Here is a 14,259-nt window from a genome sequence, read left to right as displayed (position 1 = left end):
TTATTCATTAATGTAAACATTTAGCTTTAAAATTAACGGTATTAATTTATATCGTTCGTGTTTTAAACGTTTTAGAAGTGAATTATATAGAAGTAAAGTTCATTTTTGATTTATTGCAGAAAAAAAGAGCAACTTTTAAGTTGCCCCTTATCGTTTATTTATGTCCATGGCGATTCTAGTAATTTAATCGTTTGTTCATCAAAGTCAACTTCAACTTCAACACCATATGGCATGGAAAGTCGTGGAAAGCCATGACCAAAATTAACATTATAAAGTACTGGTAAATGATATCGTTCACCAAGCTGTTGATACAGTTTTCGATATTCATGAAAATACTTCTGGTTCTGGGACTTGCCCACTAATAAACCTGATACCTGATTGAAAACCCCGGTCTGGGCAATTCGATGTAAATAAATCGCTAATTTTTTCGGATCTGGGTTCTCTTGACTCGGCTCTAAGAACATCATCTTTCCCTGCCAATTTTTTGGCCATAGCCCATATTTTGCATTGATGGTTAATTCGTCAGGAAAATTGTGGCCAGTTAACAAATCAAACAAACTTTCAATACATCCACCTAATAGTTTGCCTGTCTGGGCCCCAGTTCCATACAGCGTTTCATAACCATATCGCTCTTGATGTGCCATACGTTGTACGCCCAAGCTATTAGCTGAAAAATCCTGGCGCTCATCAAACCAAACTGGACTTGATACAAGCTGATAAGCTTCAGGAACAAAGAAATGGGCAAAGTTATCACGGGCAAATGGCAACATTTCAGGCCCTAAGTAAGCGAAATCATTCAAAAAACTAGGTCCATAAAACGTATTCAAGCCAATTTTTTGGAAAACAAGATGATTTAACGTTGTATCTGAAAATCCCATAAAAACTTTTGGGTGCTGACGCACTACCTTTATAAATTCTGGATCATCAAGTAAATATGGTGTAAGTCGATAAGTCTCACACCCGCCAATGGTACAGACGATCCCTTTGACATCGTCATCCATAAATGCAGCCTTCAAATCAGTAGCACGTACCTCCGGATGTTCCCATAAATATTCTGGTGAATCAGCTGCATGGGGCATCACTTTGAGACTTAAGCCAAAATCAGCCAGGCGCTGCTGACCGATTTTTAAGGCAATGTCATTATCAAATAGTGCACCGTTTGAAAGCGTCACTAAGGCAAGTGTGTCCCCTTTTTTTAAATGTGGTGGCTTAATCGTCATAGCGTGCTCCTTTCGAGATAATAAAAAAACAATAATCCATCTCGGATTATTGCTTCTTCAGAATAGCTTAGTTCTTTGCTGGTGTATTTGAGGTAACCCCTAAATCAGACCAAGCATTATTGTCACCATAAGCCATTGACCAGTTAGCTACACGCTTGTTAACTGGTGTGTAATCTGTGCTGAATGACGTTGGAATGACATATGCTTCATCATTCATGTACTTTTGATAATCCTTAAAGGCTTCAGCACGTTCTTTATCGTTCTTGATTGTAGATGAATCAATCTTGTTCAACTTCTTTGTCAATTCTGGGCTCGTAAAGTGGCCAGTATTGTATTGAGCACCCTTACTGAACAAATCATTTTGTGATGGGTCAGATGAAAGTGACCAAGCTGCATCAGTCAAATCCCATGCACCAGATTCAGGTGAAGTTGTAATCTGCAAATAAGTGTTGAAGTCAGTTAAACGACCCTTATAAAGGGTAACATTGGCCCCAATCTTCTTCCATTGTTGGATATAGTTCTTAGCAACGGCTTCAGAGTTTCCGTTAGATTGACGTGCCATGTAAGTCAAGTTCAAACGCTTGCCATCCTTCTCTCGGAACTCGTGTTTCTTATCCCACTTCCAGCCAGCTTCATCCAAAAGCTTATTGGCTTTCTTAATATCTTCAGGGTAACCCTTAAGTTTAGTGTCTGAGTAGTCCTTAAAGATTGGTGGAATTAATGTATTTGCACGTTGCGTTAACCCGTTTCCAAACTTCTTTGTAACTTCGTCAACATTACGTGCATATCCAATAGCTTGACGCACACGCTTATCTTGTAATGGCGTCTTACGATCTTGTACGTTTTGTGATGTTTTCGTATCGTAATGACCTAAGTTGAAATTCAACATAGAGATATAAAGTTGTTGCTGTCCGGTCACAGCAACATTACCCAACTTCTTAATTTGTGGATAAACACTTGGTGAGGCTTCCTTGACCACATCATACTTACCAGCTTTAATCGAAGCTACTGTCTTTGAAGGGTCTACAGTTGTATACGTAATTGACTTCAAGTTTGGCTTCTTACCGTAGTAGTATTTATTTTGCGTATAGTAAATTGATTCTCCTGAAACAATTTTTTCAGGCTTAAACGGACCAGTGACCAAAGGCTTTGTTGTTGTCTTTGGATCTGACGCCAATTTCTTTGGTTCAACATCCTTTAAGTAATGGTATGGAGATACACTTTCGAGGAAGTATCCATTACCAGTATGCTTAAATCCTGGCTTGTTTTCCTTAAATTGGAGTTTAATTTTTTTACCTTCTTCGCCATCCGGGAAGGTAATACCAGAAATAGATTTTGCTTTACCAGCATGGTAATCACTCAATCCTTCAATATTCGCTAATGAATCAGTCCAACGAGACGATCCATAGGCGGGATTGGCGACAATTTCGTAGGCAAATTCGTAATCTTTTGCCGTAACCGGCTTGCCATCAGACCACTTAAGGTCATCACGCAATGTCACTGTCGCTGTTTTAGCATTCTTATCAAAGGAAATGTCTGCTTGACCACCCTTTTGGATATTAAAGTCGTTATCGGCATTGAAAATTCCTCCGCCTCCGTTAACACTTCCACCAGTGGCGGGAGCTGCCATTTGCTGCATGGTAGCATCGTCCATTAACCCAGCTTCAAACTGTGCTTTAAACGGAACATCTGACTCATAAGCAACATTCAAATTTCCGCCCTTTTTAATCGTTTTATCATTTTTGTATTCGACGTTCAAATTACCAACTTTTCCGCCGGTAGCATTATCATTATGCTGTGAAGCATAATACGCATATCCACCACCGCCTAAGACAACGGCAGCTACGGTCACACCTGCAATCCATTTTCCTTTACTCATAGCCTCTACTCCCATATGATTAAAATTTACTAATAAAGTTATTATACATTACTTATTTAACATAGCAAGTGTTTTTCTAATTCTTTTCTAATTTAATTATCATTAATTCGTTTGACGTTGATCAGCCACACGACGCAAAGCTTGCCCAATGAAGATAATTGTCAAAACGACAATGAGAATAATCACCGCCGCTGGCACCCAGGTCCATGGCATTTGGGTCATCGTTTCAGGATTTGTGGCCTCATTAATCATTGTTCCTAATGATGGCGTACCCGCTGGCAATCCGAACCCTAAGAAACTTAACCCAGTCTCTAATCCAATGTTTCCAGCAAAACTAAGGGTTGCTTCAGCAATTAACAATGAGGCAATATTGGGCAAGATTTCACGGAACATAATTTTGAAATTAGATGTACCTGATGTTTTTGATGCTTTAACATAGTCACGTTGTGATTCAGTTAGCACACGTGAACGAACCAACCGCATGGTTCCAATCCAATAAAACGCACTCATTAATAGAATTAACGTTGTGGCATTATACTTTGGCACGATTGTGACCAACACGATAATAATCATTAACACGGGTAAAATCATAATAAAGTCAGTCATACGCATGACAATCATGTCGACCTTTCCACCGTAATAACCCGTAATTGTTCCCACAACTGTACCGAAAACAAAGGTAAGCAAGGTAACGGCTAAGGCAATTGTCAGTGAATTGCGCGAACTAACAATCAACATTGTAATAATGTCATGTCCACCGTTGTCTGTCCCTAGGATATGGCCATCAGTCATGGGGGCCAAATATTGATCTATAATATTGACATCAAGGTAATGTGCTTTAGGAATAAACAATGCCCCGACAAAGACGATTAAAAGTAAGGCCACTAAAATATAAAGTGAATAGCGGGCTAAATCATCCTTTTTAAATTCACGGATTAACGTCCGCTTGAGGAGTCCACCATTTCCTGCATTTTCTTTGATTTTTAATTTTCGACTCATCTTCTTACTCCTACTCAATCCGAATTCGTGGGTCAACAATTGCCATAATAATATCTGAAAGCAGTGCTCCCAATAAGGCTAAGAACCCGTTCAACAAAATTAAAGCTGTAATCACTGAGTAATCACGTCCTGTAATTGCAGTAATGAATAACTTACCGAGTCCAGGATATCCGAAAATTGTTTCAGCGAAGATGGCTCCACCAAGCAAACCAGTAATGACAAAACCAAAATTGGCAGCAATTGGTAGCAAGGCATTTCGAAGAATATGTCGCGTGAAGACATGATCTTCACTTACACCTTTAGCACGGGCAGTTTTCACATAATCTTGCGTTTGTTCATCTAAGATACCAGAACGGAGGTAGGTGAAAATTGCTGTTGTTCCCAATAATGCCATCGTAATTGCTGGCAAAATCATGTGATAAATCTTATTAATCAATGTTGGGAAGAATCCTGAAACATTAGGGTCGACTGTACCACCTGTTGGGAAAAGACCCAAAGTAAATCCGAAGATGAAAATAAAGAGTAAGTACACAACATAGGCAGGAATACCAAAAGTAACCGAGTTATAAATTAACAAAATGCGATCCCAAAGTGAGCCTTCGTGGCGTGCTGCTGAAATGGCCATTGGAATGGCAAGTGCATACGTCAAAATCATGGCTAACAATGAAAGCCAGAAAGTATTCACCATCCGACTACCAATCAAAGTTGAGACTGGTTGTTTCATGGTATATGACATCCCTAGATCACCGTGAGCGGCATTACTAATCCAGTGGATATACTGTTGCCACCAGGGATCATTTAGGCCTGCTGCCTCACGTAATGCGGCAATCTGTTTAGGGTCTGTGTTTGGACCAATTAATCCACTAAATGGATCCCCTGGCATCATCTTTGCTAATAGAAATACCAACAAACTTAAAATAAAAAGTTGTGGAATCATGATTAAAATTCGTCTAATTATTACTTTCCACATGGTCCGTCTCCTTCTGGTCTTGCTGTGGTAATGCTGCATAATGTGTCTCGGTTAGCTGGACAAGTGGCAGTGGCATTCCCTCATCATCATAAAATTCATTAAAACGTTCATCGAACGTTTGTTCAATCGCACGTCGCTTTGCCCGATTTTCTGCTCGTTCTGACACATTCACAGATGGAATAGCAGCTAAGAGCCGTTGCGTATAAATGTGTTGTGGATTTTCAAAAATATCCTCACGCGTCCCTTTTTCAACTAGCCGGCCATGATGCATAACCGCAATATTGTCTGTCATATGCCGAACAACACCTAAATCGTGCGAGATGAAAAGATATGAAATACCTAATTCTTTTTGAATTTTCTTCATGAAATTCAAAACTTGCGCTTGTACGGATAAGTCCAAGGCTGAGACCGGTTCATCAGCAATAATCAGTTTCGGATCTGTCGCTAGCGCTCGGGCGATTCCAATCCGTTGTCGTTGTCCTCCTGAAAACTGGAAAGGATATTGGAAAAGGGTCCGTTGTGGCAACCCCACAATATCTAGCAACTTCCGAATACGGTCATTTTCTGCAACTGGATCCATAGGATTAAAGTTACGAATTGGCTCCGCAATAATATCGTAGATGGTTTTACGTGGATTTAAGGAAGACAACGAGTCTTGGAAAATCATCTGAACATCCTTGTTATATTGGACGCGCTTACGTTCAGCCGCAGTGTTCACATGCTCATGTTCATAAACTAAGTTTCCTTCAGTCATATCTTCTAAACCAACAATCACTTTACCCAGTGTTGATTTACCTGATCCGGACTCACCCACCAAGCCTAATGTTTCACCTTGCTTAATGGTTAAATCAACACCATCAACCGCCTTGACATTGTCCGTCACGCGATTCCAAAAACCGGAACGAATGGGATAATGTACTTTCAAACCTTCTAATTTTAAAATTTCATCTGCCATATCTTTTACTATCCTTTTTGATCTGGAAATTCAAATGTGCGCCAAGCGGTTCCTCGTACAAAATGATTTGGTCGCGCTTCAACAAGTTCATCGGGAATGTCTACGTCTGCTTCGTCTTGCATCCACGGAACACGTTGTAAGAACAAATCCTTGTGGTGGTCCATTTCGGATAATGCGGGAACCGTACCTGGAATAACGTAGAGTTCATCATCTTCACGATCGACCTCAGGGTTTGAACGCAAGAGCGAACGTGTATAAGGATGTAGTGGATGTTCAAATAATTCTTGAACTGAAGCTTTTTCAACAATTTGTCCAGCGTACATAACAGCCACCGAGTCAGCAACCTCAGCTACGACACCTAAATCATGGGTAATCAATAAGATCCCAGTTTCCTTACGGTCACGAATTTCAAGCAGAACATCTAAAATCTGCGCTTGAATAGTCGTATCTAACGCAGTTGTTGGTTCATCTGCAATAATCAAGTCCGGATCATTTGCGATAGCTAACGCAATCATGACACGTTGACGCATCCCTCCAGATAGTTCATGTGGATATTGTTTAGCTGTTCGCTCCGGATTAACAATGCCAACTTCATCCAATAGTTCAATCACACGTGCATGATATTGATCCTTTTGATAGACATCATGAATATCCAATGTCTCTTGAATTTGTTGTCCAATTTTCATGAGTGGGTTTAAAGCGGCCAACGGATCTTGGAAAATCATGCCAATCTTTTCTCCACGAACGCGATTTTCTTCTGCGTCTGGTAAATCAATCAATTCCTGTCCATCTAAGGTGATACTCCCCGTCACGTGGGTTTGTTTTTTATTATGCAAACCAATGACTGAGGTGGCAAAGGTACTTTTACCTGACCCAGATTCACCGACTAACGCAAGCACCTCTCCATGTGCGATATCTAAATCAACATCATAAATTCCTGTCTGCCATTCACCATTGATTAAAAATGAAACTGTTACTTTTTTTGCATTCAGTAAATCATCACCAACCATACACTTGCTCTCCTCATCCTTAAAAATTAAATTATTAGTATTCTCTAATATTAAAGACATAAATGCAAGTGTTTTATTAAAAAATGCCACTATTGCACTAAAAAAGCCTTACCAGGTGTAAACCTGATAAGGCTTCGCATACAGAACACAGCAGATAATGAAGATGTTTTTGAGTAGTATGGTTGTATATTTATGTTTATAAAATTTGGAAAGGAACATCAAACGCTATCGTTGTGCTTGTATTTGAGATTATAACTTAGTTAAATGAGAATTAAAAGTGTTTTCTCATTTATTTCCCTCACTTTTGTTCAGCTGTTTTTAATTTTGGCTGTGGAGCGCCTTTCCAAGCAGGTACCTCAGTTCCATGACTCGTTTTATTTATATAATTAGCAACGTTGTCCGCTTGATAAGATTTTACCAACGCCTTGGTATACCACTTATTTTCTTTGGCCTTTGAACTAGCAATAATATTAATATATTGATGAGTGTGTTTGTTATCGACATTCCATACATAGATTGCGGACTCCGGATTACGTCCAGCTGCTTCCACAAAAGTTGCTGAAATTACCGCAGCATCAACTGATTTCAAGCTAGCTAAGGTTTGATCAGCCGCAAGTTCCTTAATTTTTAAATGCTTGGGACTTGAAACAACATCTTTGGCGGTTGGATTCTCTACACCACTCTTCAACTTAATCAAGCCCGCCGATTGTAACAAGAATAGTGCCCGAGCCTCATTCGTTGGATCATTTGCAATGGCGATTGTCCCACCATCTGGGATGTCTTTGATGCTCTTATGCTTATCAGAATATAAGCGTCCTGGACCTGAAACCGTTTGTCCAACAGCTTGTAAATCAGCATGGTGATGTTGATTCCAATCCTTCAAAAAAGCATAGTGTTGGAATGCGTTTGCATCAATTTGACCGTCTTGCAACGCTTGATTGGGTTGGTTAAAATCGGTAAACGTCACTAGTTTAATATCAATCCCATTCTTTTTACCATTGGCTTTAACGCGTTTCCAAACGCCATCATCTGTCTTTGAAGGTGAATTAATTCCCACTTTAATCGTCTTCAGGTCCTTTGTATCTTTCCCATCTGCTTGTGAAACAGTCGTCCCCACAACTGTTGCTAACCCAAATACTGCTGAACCGACTGCAATTTGCTTCAATAATTTACTCATATTATGTTCCTCATCAGATATGTGTTCAGTCAACACGATTGACAGTTTATTTGGCCAAAATAAAAACGTCCTAGGACACCCCTGTTTTGGGTATCCTAGGACGATCTGAATCGTGTTACCACCTAGTTTTCTCGTATCATTACTGACACAAGCTCAGACGTACGCCACTTCCGTTGGACTAGTCAACAACGTTCGGATATACGCTGTGCGATAACGGGCACTTCCGGCAATGGCTTACACATCAACCCATGATGGCTCACCACTACAAATGACTCAAAGACCATTTTCAACATTTGCCAATCACTAACTCACACCAACCATTAGCTCTCTGAGAATCTTTCAATGTCTACTTCATCTTATCTTCGTAAACAACATTAGAATAACGAATAAGAACGCTAATGTCAATCAATAAAATGATTTTTTCTCATTAAACGTTTAACTTTTTGTCATCAATTGTGTTTCAATCATTTTCGGCGTAAAATGAGAATTATTAGAAATAAGGAGGGTCCATATGTCAGAAATTACACAATCAGAAACAAATAAGTTTCGTGAAGCATTTTTAGCCAATCCTACGCAACGTGTGGGACAACGCAGTGTCTGGAAGAACGGCATTAATAATTCTGCCCAAAATCAGAGCACATTTGTCGAAAACACCCCTACATTTTCGATTGATCTCAATACTGGTAAGGTTGCCGATCAGAAAAAGTCAGGTCGTTGCTGGATGTTTGCCGCATTAAATACAATGCGCCACAAGCTTTCAAGTGATTTTAACCTTGCTAACTTTGAACTTTCACAAAACTACACCTTCTTCTGGGACAAATATGAAAAGGCCAATTACTTCTATGAAAACATCTTGGCTACCGCAGACTTGGACCGTACTAGTCGCGAAGTGGCTTTCCTTCTCCAAACCCCACAACAAGATGGTGGTCAATGGGATATGATGGTGTCAATCTTTGACAAGTACGGCCTCGTGCCTAAGTCAGCAATGCCTGAAACCGCAAGTAGTTCAGATTCAACCCAGCTCAATGAATATTTGAATAAGTTATTACGAAAGCATGCCTATATTTTGCGAACATTAGTGGCAGACCACGCCACAGCCAGTGAGATTGAAACCAAGCGCCAGGACCTACTTCAAGAAGTTTATAATGTTCTCGCCATGGCTTTGGGTATTCCACCTGAAACTTTCGACTTTGAATATCGGGATGAAAACAACAACTTCTTACAAGAAACGGACTTAACCCCACAATCTTTCTTTAAAAAGTATATTGATATCGACTTCAATGACTACATTAGTGTCATTAATGCCCCTACTGCCGACAAACCGTTCATGCACACCTACAGTGTTGATATGTTAGGAAACGTCGTTAATGGGAAGCCCGTTCAATATCTTAATCTTGAAATGGCTGATTTAAAAGATCTAGCACTCAAGCAACTTCAAGCTGGTGAATCTGTTTGGTTTGGTAGCGATGTCGGACAATCATCAATTCGTGATAAGGGGATTATGGCATTGGATGCGTATGACGTGAATGAATTATTTTATGTTGACTTTGATACAACCAAGGCACAACGCTTGGACTACGGTGAAAGTATGATGACACACGCCATGGTTTTGACTGGTGTTGATCTTGTAAACGACCAACCTACAAAATGGAAAGTTGAAAACAGCTGGGGCGATAAGGTTGGAACGAATGGTTTCTTCGTGATGAGTGATGCCTGGATGGATGAATTCACTTACCAAATCGTGGTTCGTAAAGATTTGTTAACCGATGCCCAAAAAGCTGCCCTTGAAACTGAACCAATCAAACTAGCGCCATGGGATCCAATGGGTGCTCTTGCCTAGTTGAATGTTTCTCACACAAGTCGGGTGTACCCGACTTTTTTTTTCGGACTCATACGAGGTATCACATGACAGTAAAGATTCGTACTGCTCAAAAAGCGGATCTACCACAACTACTCAGCATTTATGCACCATATGTGACGCGTTCTACAGCAACCTTTGATGAATTGGTACCAACATTGACGGATTTTACGCAGCAGTTTCAGCAAATCCGACGAAGCTATCCCTACTTGGTAGCGGAAAATGACCAAGATCAGCTACTGGGTTACTGTTACGCACATGCTTATAATTCAAGATTTGCTTATCAATGGAGTGTCGAAACGACCATCTATATCGTAGATTCAGCGCAAGGACAACATGTTGGTCAAGCGCTTTACACAGCATTAGAACAAAAGCTGAAAACGCAAAATATCGTTAATATCTTTGCTTGTATTACAGCTGAAAACGCAAAATATCGTTAATATCTTTGCTTGTATTACAGCTGAAAACGTATCAAGCATTGCTTTTCATCAGAAACAAGGATTTGAAACAGTTGGTCATTTCAAAAACAGTGGTTATAAATTTGGACACTGGCTGGATACCATTTGGATGGAAAAACAAATCTCACCCTTGCCTAAACAACCGGATGTTATTAATCTATAAATAAAAGGCCCCAGCTGGTAAAACAGGCTGGGGCCTTTTATTAACAATCATTTTTTCTTGTGGTCGCTTACGCGAGACCAGATACAAAAGTATTTTGCCAAATCTTTTCGTAAAATTTCTGCGTCTGTTTAGCGTTCATGTATTCATTATCCCAAGTAGTTGTCATATTTGGCAGCATATGGAGCTGGTACTCACGATCAAAGGCTGCTTTGATTGTCGTATCGACACAAAACTCGACTTGTGCACCACAAATTTCAAGATGCTGTGCACCTACTTGTTGCAAGCGTGCGTCCAAACAGGTGTTGTAGAAACTATCGGGATGATTTTTTTCGATTATATCGTCTGTCGTTCGATTAAGCATCAATTCTGGTAAAAAATCCCAGTCAAATGTATGGCGTCTTATGTCATCATCATGATGTTGAATCCAAATGATGGGTTTATCCAACGCATGGTAGCTTTGGACGCGGGTATTAATGCGTTGCATCAGATTAGATAAATCTAGACTATCTGCCACACCACGACGACAAATGCCATTCTGCATATCAATAACAAGTAAGACATCAGCTGACCACATGATTACTCCTTCAAAACACACGTTTAAAGGTTTCAAAAATAACCAGTTCATCCCCATTAAAAGGACGCCCTAACTCACCTTGAAACAACGATTCAAATATATCTTTGTGGACTTGCCGCCAGTAGGACAATGATAAGTCCCCTTCACCTTCCAAACGTGCGTGTTCCGGTGTGACATCATCAAAGCGTATTTTTTCAACCTGTGTCGCTTCAATCACAGCTACAGGTTGTTCGGCGCTATTTAATACAATGGATAGCGCACCAACATAAGGCATCGGCTCATCGTGTTCATACAAACTCACAGCACTGGTAGTACCAACTTTTTTATCTTTAACGACTAGCTCAGCTAATTCGTCAATGACCACTGGCGTCATGCCAAACCCAAAGACTTCATATGGTTCGGAAGCCTTAAGCTGATTTTTTTACGGAATGTCTCCCAATATTCTGCAACTGTTTGATTCATTGTACCTATCCCACTCCTAGGTTGTTAGGTTATTTCTCGTGCTTTGTATAGCGTTGCATATAACGTTGACTATGTAACGTTATTTCAGATAAGTCCAATTCTTTAGCAATTTCATCGAGCGGTTTCTTGGCCTCCATCATTTTGGCAAAACGCTTGTAACGTTCTTCGTAACTCTGATGCAAACGGAGACTTTGTGAAACATGGAATCCGGCTTCTTCCTCAGCAGCTTTTTGCTCGGGATCTCCGGCAACATCTACATGAACCTTTAAATTATTGTGCGTCGTCTTATTGAAATGATAATCGCCTACTTGACCTAACATGCTACTTACCCACTTTCCCATTTAAATTCTAAAACAACAAATTCTTAACGTAATCCTTCACTGCGCTAAAATTAAAATAAACAATGTACTCCATTAAAATTTAATTATAGACCAATTCACCCCACTTTTAAAGCCGACACAAGTGTTGGTCATTCAAACGTTACAAAAAAAGCCAATGGCAAGGCCATCAGCTTTATTGTTGCTTTAATTGATCCATGCGCTCTTCGATTGTACGCAATCGACGACGCAAATTCTTTTGACGTTCTAAGAAGTCTGTACTACGACTCTTTGTTGAATAGATTTGGTTTAATTTCATTTGCACACGTGCGTGTTCGCGTTGCAACGTTTTTAATCTAAACCATTTTGATACTTGATTCATCTGTTTTCCTCCTTTTAGTCTTGTTTACTACTTTTATATATTGTATACAATATATGAATGCAAAGTGGTTTTTATTTAAGACCACTGAATGCATACCTGCTACCCTTAATCTATTATTATAGCATATTCTACACAAATAACAAGACTAAAGAAACTATTTTCCAGATCAATAAGGGGTTCAACTCTATGTCACAAATCATTGTACTTCGCGGAAACTCAGCAAGTGGCAAGACCTCACTTGCGCGAGCATTGAAAGCGGCACACCCACAAACAACTTTTTTAATCGCTCAAGACACGATTAAAAGAGAATTACTCTTAGAACATGAAGGACTGCATAGTTTAACACCAAAATTAATTGTCACTTTAATGGATTGGGCTCTTGATCATCAATTAGATATCATTTTGGAAGGGATTTTACGAACAGAACACTATCGAGCGGTTTACACCTTTTTAGACTGCGTCCCTGTACCCGTCCATTACTTCTATTTAAACCTAGATTTCGACACTGGTTTACAACGCAATAACTTAAAACCCACTCCCTTTTCGGAAATTCAATTAAAGAAGTGGTGGTGTCACAATGGTGATCCAGTAAAACACGCAGAAATCATTATACCAACACAGTTATCACTACCAGAGCGTCTCAAAGTGATTCAACAAAGTTGTTATAACGAACGTTGATCAAGTTGATTTAATTAGATTTGAGACAAGGCTTCAGTAATTGGCATATCGCCATTCTCAATTTCAATTACGCGCTGAGCTAAGTTAGGGTAATTAAGTGTTTCAGTGAGGACGTGAGCAACGTCATCTAATGTATTTCCCCGATTCTGCGTCTCGTCTAAGTTCACACGCTGCCCCATTTCACCGATGGAATAGACATTAATTTTGTGTGTCGGTTCTGTCTCCAAAAGCGAACCAGCTTGAACAATTGTATAGTCTAACTTACTTTGGGTAATCATCTGATCGGCAAAATGACGTGCAATATTGTAATCTGTTAAGTCACCTGCTTTAGGTGTTGACCAACCTTTTTGATTTAACGATTTAATTGAGCTAAGTTGTACAAATCGCTCAACACCTACTTGTTCAGCAGCTTGTGCAATTTTAATATTACCATTCAAGTCCACTTGTAAAAGATCTTTTCCACGTGATCCAGCTGTAAAAAATACAATGTCAAATTGAGCAACAACTTGACGAATTGATTCAAAATTATCATGTAGGTCAAGTTTAATCAATGGTGATTCTGCTGTTGGATGACTCGATGTCCCCACAACATGGTAAGCTACGTTATTCTGCAAAAGTCGCATCACCCGTTGTCCAACACGTCCTGTAGCACCAACCACTAAAATTTCTTTTGTCATCTTTTTGCCTCATGTACTTTCTTTTACATAGTAATTATCATTATAGGCAAGGATACACCCCTGTCAGTTTTATTTCAAATCAAATAAAAGGTTTAATGCCACCCCAATTATCATGTATAATTGATACTATCCTAAATTATTGGAGAAACATACATGCTTAAAATAATTATTGCTATTTTACTTTTGATTGTGTGCATTTTGGGTATTCTTTACGTACGTTTACGTCAAAAATACCAGGCTTTAGTTGAGACTTCTAAATTACGTGAATCTATCTTAGATAACAAAGCCGTTCATTTAACAAACATTAGTGCTTCTATGGAAAATAATAAAACACTTTTGATTAAAGAACGTGAACGCATCGACCAAGAAATCATTGCCTTATCAAATAAGGATAAAGCAGCTGCTGAAGATGTCGTTGAAGTTGAAATTCTCGAGCCGCAAACTATAAAATAAAAAACGTTTCAGAGTAAACAAGCTCTG

17 protein-coding genes and 1 other annotated feature are annotated in these 14,259 nt (G+C 39.4%); of the genes, 5 read left to right on the top strand and 12 right to left on the bottom strand.

Going from position 1 to position 14,259, the window contains the following annotated elements; genetic code table 11:
• Positions 1-158 precede the first annotated feature (158 nt).
• From IV50_RS00450 to IV50_RS00420, 7 genes are all read right to left on the bottom strand, one after another.
• Positions 159-1,220 carry a S66 family peptidase gene (locus IV50_RS00450; protein ID WP_057743499.1) on the bottom strand — a complete coding sequence of 354 codons (1,062 nt, stop codon included), beginning with the start codon at positions 1,218-1,220 and terminating at the stop codon, positions 159-161.
• A gap of 67 nt (positions 1,221-1,287) precedes the next feature.
• Positions 1,288-3,099, bottom strand: coding sequence for an ABC transporter substrate-binding protein (locus IV50_RS00445; RefSeq protein WP_057743497.1), 1,812 nt, complete (start codon positions 3,097-3,099; stop codon positions 1,288-1,290).
• 102 nt (positions 3,100-3,201) lie between these two features.
• Positions 3,202-4,098, bottom strand: a complete 897-nt coding sequence (locus IV50_RS00440; protein ID WP_057743494.1) for an ABC transporter permease — start codon at positions 4,096-4,098, stop codon at positions 3,202-3,204.
• Positions 4,099-4,108: 10 nt separating this feature from the next.
• Positions 4,109-5,068, bottom strand: coding sequence for a murein tripeptide/oligopeptide ABC transporter permease OppB (gene oppB / locus IV50_RS00435; RefSeq protein ID WP_057743492.1), 960 nt, complete (start codon positions 5,066-5,068; stop codon positions 4,109-4,111).
• Positions 5,049-6,023: an ATP-binding cassette domain-containing protein gene (locus tag IV50_RS00430; protein WP_057743489.1), complete on the bottom strand. Its 975-nt coding sequence runs from the start codon at positions 6,021-6,023 to the stop codon at positions 5,049-5,051. The genes oppB and IV50_RS00430 overlap by 20 nt, the downstream gene beginning before the upstream one ends.
• Positions 6,024-6,031: 8 nt before the next feature.
• Positions 6,032-7,033 (bottom strand): ABC transporter ATP-binding protein, encoded by a 1,002-nt coding sequence (locus IV50_RS00425; protein WP_057743487.1) that lies wholly within the window; start codon positions 7,031-7,033, stop codon positions 6,032-6,034.
• A 298-nt stretch (positions 7,034-7,331) separates the two neighbouring features.
• The gene (locus tag IV50_RS00420; RefSeq protein WP_057743484.1) at positions 7,332-8,210 is read right to left on the bottom strand and encodes a MetQ/NlpA family ABC transporter substrate-binding protein; all 879 of its coding nucleotides are present in this window, start codon (positions 8,208-8,210) and stop codon (positions 7,332-7,334) included.
• 93 nt (positions 8,211-8,303) lie between these two features.
• Positions 8,304-8,582: a binding site (T-box leader), on the bottom strand.
• A 139-nt stretch (positions 8,583-8,721) separates the two neighbouring features.
• Here IV50_RS00420 and IV50_RS00415 point away from each other — a divergent pair.
• From IV50_RS00415 to IV50_RS07955, 3 genes are all read left to right on the top strand, one after another.
• Positions 8,722-10,050 carry a C1 family peptidase gene (locus tag IV50_RS00415; protein WP_057743481.1) on the top strand — a complete coding sequence of 443 codons (1,329 nt, stop codon included), beginning with the start codon at positions 8,722-8,724 and terminating at the stop codon, positions 10,048-10,050.
• Between the two features lie 65 nt (positions 10,051-10,115).
• Positions 10,116-10,508: a GNAT family N-acetyltransferase gene (locus IV50_RS00410; RefSeq protein ID WP_057743478.1), complete on the top strand. Its 393-nt coding sequence runs from the start codon at positions 10,116-10,118 to the stop codon at positions 10,506-10,508.
• Positions 10,471-10,689 (top strand): GNAT family N-acetyltransferase, encoded by a 219-nt coding sequence (locus IV50_RS07955; RefSeq protein WP_236697679.1) that lies wholly within the window; start codon positions 10,471-10,473, stop codon positions 10,687-10,689. Before IV50_RS00410 ends, IV50_RS07955 begins: the two co-directional genes overlap by 38 nt.
• A gap of 67 nt (positions 10,690-10,756) precedes the next feature.
• Here the strand turns inward: IV50_RS07955 and IV50_RS00405 are convergent, their stop codons facing one another.
• The 4 genes from IV50_RS00405 to IV50_RS00390 all read right to left on the bottom strand — a co-directional run bounded on the left by IV50_RS00405 (position 10,757) and on the right by IV50_RS00390 (position 12,424).
• The gene (locus IV50_RS00405; protein WP_057743474.1) at positions 10,757-11,263 is read right to left on the bottom strand and encodes an isochorismatase family protein; all 507 of its coding nucleotides are present in this window, start codon (positions 11,261-11,263) and stop codon (positions 10,757-10,759) included.
• Between the two features lie 10 nt (positions 11,264-11,273).
• Complete coding sequence (locus IV50_RS00400) at positions 11,274-11,636, bottom strand: ASCH domain-containing protein (RefSeq protein WP_082626086.1); 363 nt, start codon at positions 11,634-11,636, stop codon at positions 11,274-11,276.
• 118 nt (positions 11,637-11,754) lie between these two features.
• Complete coding sequence (locus tag IV50_RS00395) at positions 11,755-12,045, bottom strand: hypothetical protein (protein ID WP_057743470.1); 291 nt, start codon at positions 12,043-12,045, stop codon at positions 11,755-11,757.
• A gap of 193 nt (positions 12,046-12,238) precedes the next feature.
• The gene (locus IV50_RS00390) at positions 12,239-12,424 is read right to left on the bottom strand and encodes a hypothetical protein (protein WP_057743466.1); all 186 of its coding nucleotides are present in this window, start codon (positions 12,422-12,424) and stop codon (positions 12,239-12,241) included.
• 186 nt (positions 12,425-12,610) lie between these two features.
• Here IV50_RS00390 and IV50_RS00385 point away from each other — a divergent pair, with 186 nt between their 5' ends.
• Positions 12,611-13,102: a phosphotransferase-like protein gene (locus tag IV50_RS00385; protein WP_057743463.1), complete on the top strand. Its 492-nt coding sequence runs from the start codon at positions 12,611-12,613 to the stop codon at positions 13,100-13,102.
• 14 nt (positions 13,103-13,116) lie between these two features.
• On the opposite strand, the gene IV50_RS00380 is transcribed toward IV50_RS00385, so the two are convergent.
• Entirely contained in the window at positions 13,117-13,779 is a 663-nt protein-coding gene (locus IV50_RS00380; RefSeq protein ID WP_057743461.1) for an NAD(P)H-binding protein, read from the bottom strand.
• Between the two features lie 153 nt (positions 13,780-13,932).
• Between IV50_RS00380 and IV50_RS00375 the strand changes: the two genes are divergently transcribed.
• A complete protein-coding gene (locus IV50_RS00375) occupies positions 13,933-14,232 on the top strand; it encodes a hypothetical protein (protein WP_057743458.1) in 300 nt (99 codons plus the stop codon).
• Positions 14,233-14,259 lie beyond the last annotated feature (27 nt).

Source organism: Weissella viridescens (assembly GCF_001437355.1).
GTDB lineage: Bacteria > Bacillota > Bacilli > Lactobacillales > Lactobacillaceae > Weissella > Weissella viridescens.
The sequence above is the reverse complement of the archived record's forward strand: the minus strand, read 5'-3'. Positions and strand labels throughout refer to the sequence as shown.

Bases quoted from the DNA above. Each gene is read 5' to 3' on its own strand.
- IV50_RS00450 (WP_057743499.1), bottom strand. From the start codon at position 1,220: ATGACGATTAAGCCACCACATTTAAAAAAAGGGGACACACTTGCCTTA.
- IV50_RS00445 (WP_057743497.1), bottom strand. From the start codon at position 3,099: ATGAGTAAAGGAAAATGGATTGCAGGTGTGACCGTAGCTGCCGTTGTC.
- IV50_RS00440 (WP_057743494.1), bottom strand. From the start codon at position 4,098: ATGAGTCGAAAATTAAAAATCAAAGAAAATGCAGGAAATGGTGGACTC.
- oppB (WP_057743492.1), bottom strand. From the start codon at position 5,068: ATGTGGAAAGTAATAATTAGACGAATTTTAATCATGATTCCACAACTT.
- IV50_RS00430 (WP_057743489.1), bottom strand. From the start codon at position 6,023: ATGGCAGATGAAATTTTAAAATTAGAAGGTTTGAAAGTACATTATCCC.
- IV50_RS00425 (WP_057743487.1), bottom strand. From the start codon at position 7,033: ATGGTTGGTGATGATTTACTGAATGCAAAAAAAGTAACAGTTTCATTT.
- IV50_RS00420 (WP_057743484.1), bottom strand. From the start codon at position 8,210: ATGAGTAAATTATTGAAGCAAATTGCAGTCGGTTCAGCAGTATTTGGG.
- IV50_RS00415 (WP_057743481.1), top strand. From the start codon at position 8,722: ATGTCAGAAATTACACAATCAGAAACAAATAAGTTTCGTGAAGCATTT.
- IV50_RS00410 (WP_057743478.1), top strand. From the start codon at position 10,116: ATGACAGTAAAGATTCGTACTGCTCAAAAAGCGGATCTACCACAACTA.
- IV50_RS00405 (WP_057743474.1), bottom strand. From the start codon at position 11,263: ATGTGGTCAGCTGATGTCTTACTTGTTATTGATATGCAGAATGGCATT.
- IV50_RS00400 (WP_082626086.1), bottom strand. From the start codon at position 11,636: ATGACGCCAGTGGTCATTGACGAATTAGCTGAGCTAGTCGTTAAAGAT.
- IV50_RS00395 (WP_057743470.1), bottom strand. From the start codon at position 12,045: ATGTTAGGTCAAGTAGGCGATTATCATTTCAATAAGACGACGCACAAT.
- IV50_RS00390 (WP_057743466.1), bottom strand. From the start codon at position 12,424: ATGAATCAAGTATCAAAATGGTTTAGATTAAAAACGTTGCAACGCGAA.
- IV50_RS00385 (WP_057743463.1), top strand. From the start codon at position 12,611: ATGTCACAAATCATTGTACTTCGCGGAAACTCAGCAAGTGGCAAGACC.
- IV50_RS00380 (WP_057743461.1), bottom strand. From the start codon at position 13,779: ATGACAAAAGAAATTTTAGTGGTTGGTGCTACAGGACGTGTTGGACAA.
- IV50_RS00375 (WP_057743458.1), top strand. From the start codon at position 13,933: ATGCTTAAAATAATTATTGCTATTTTACTTTTGATTGTGTGCATTTTG.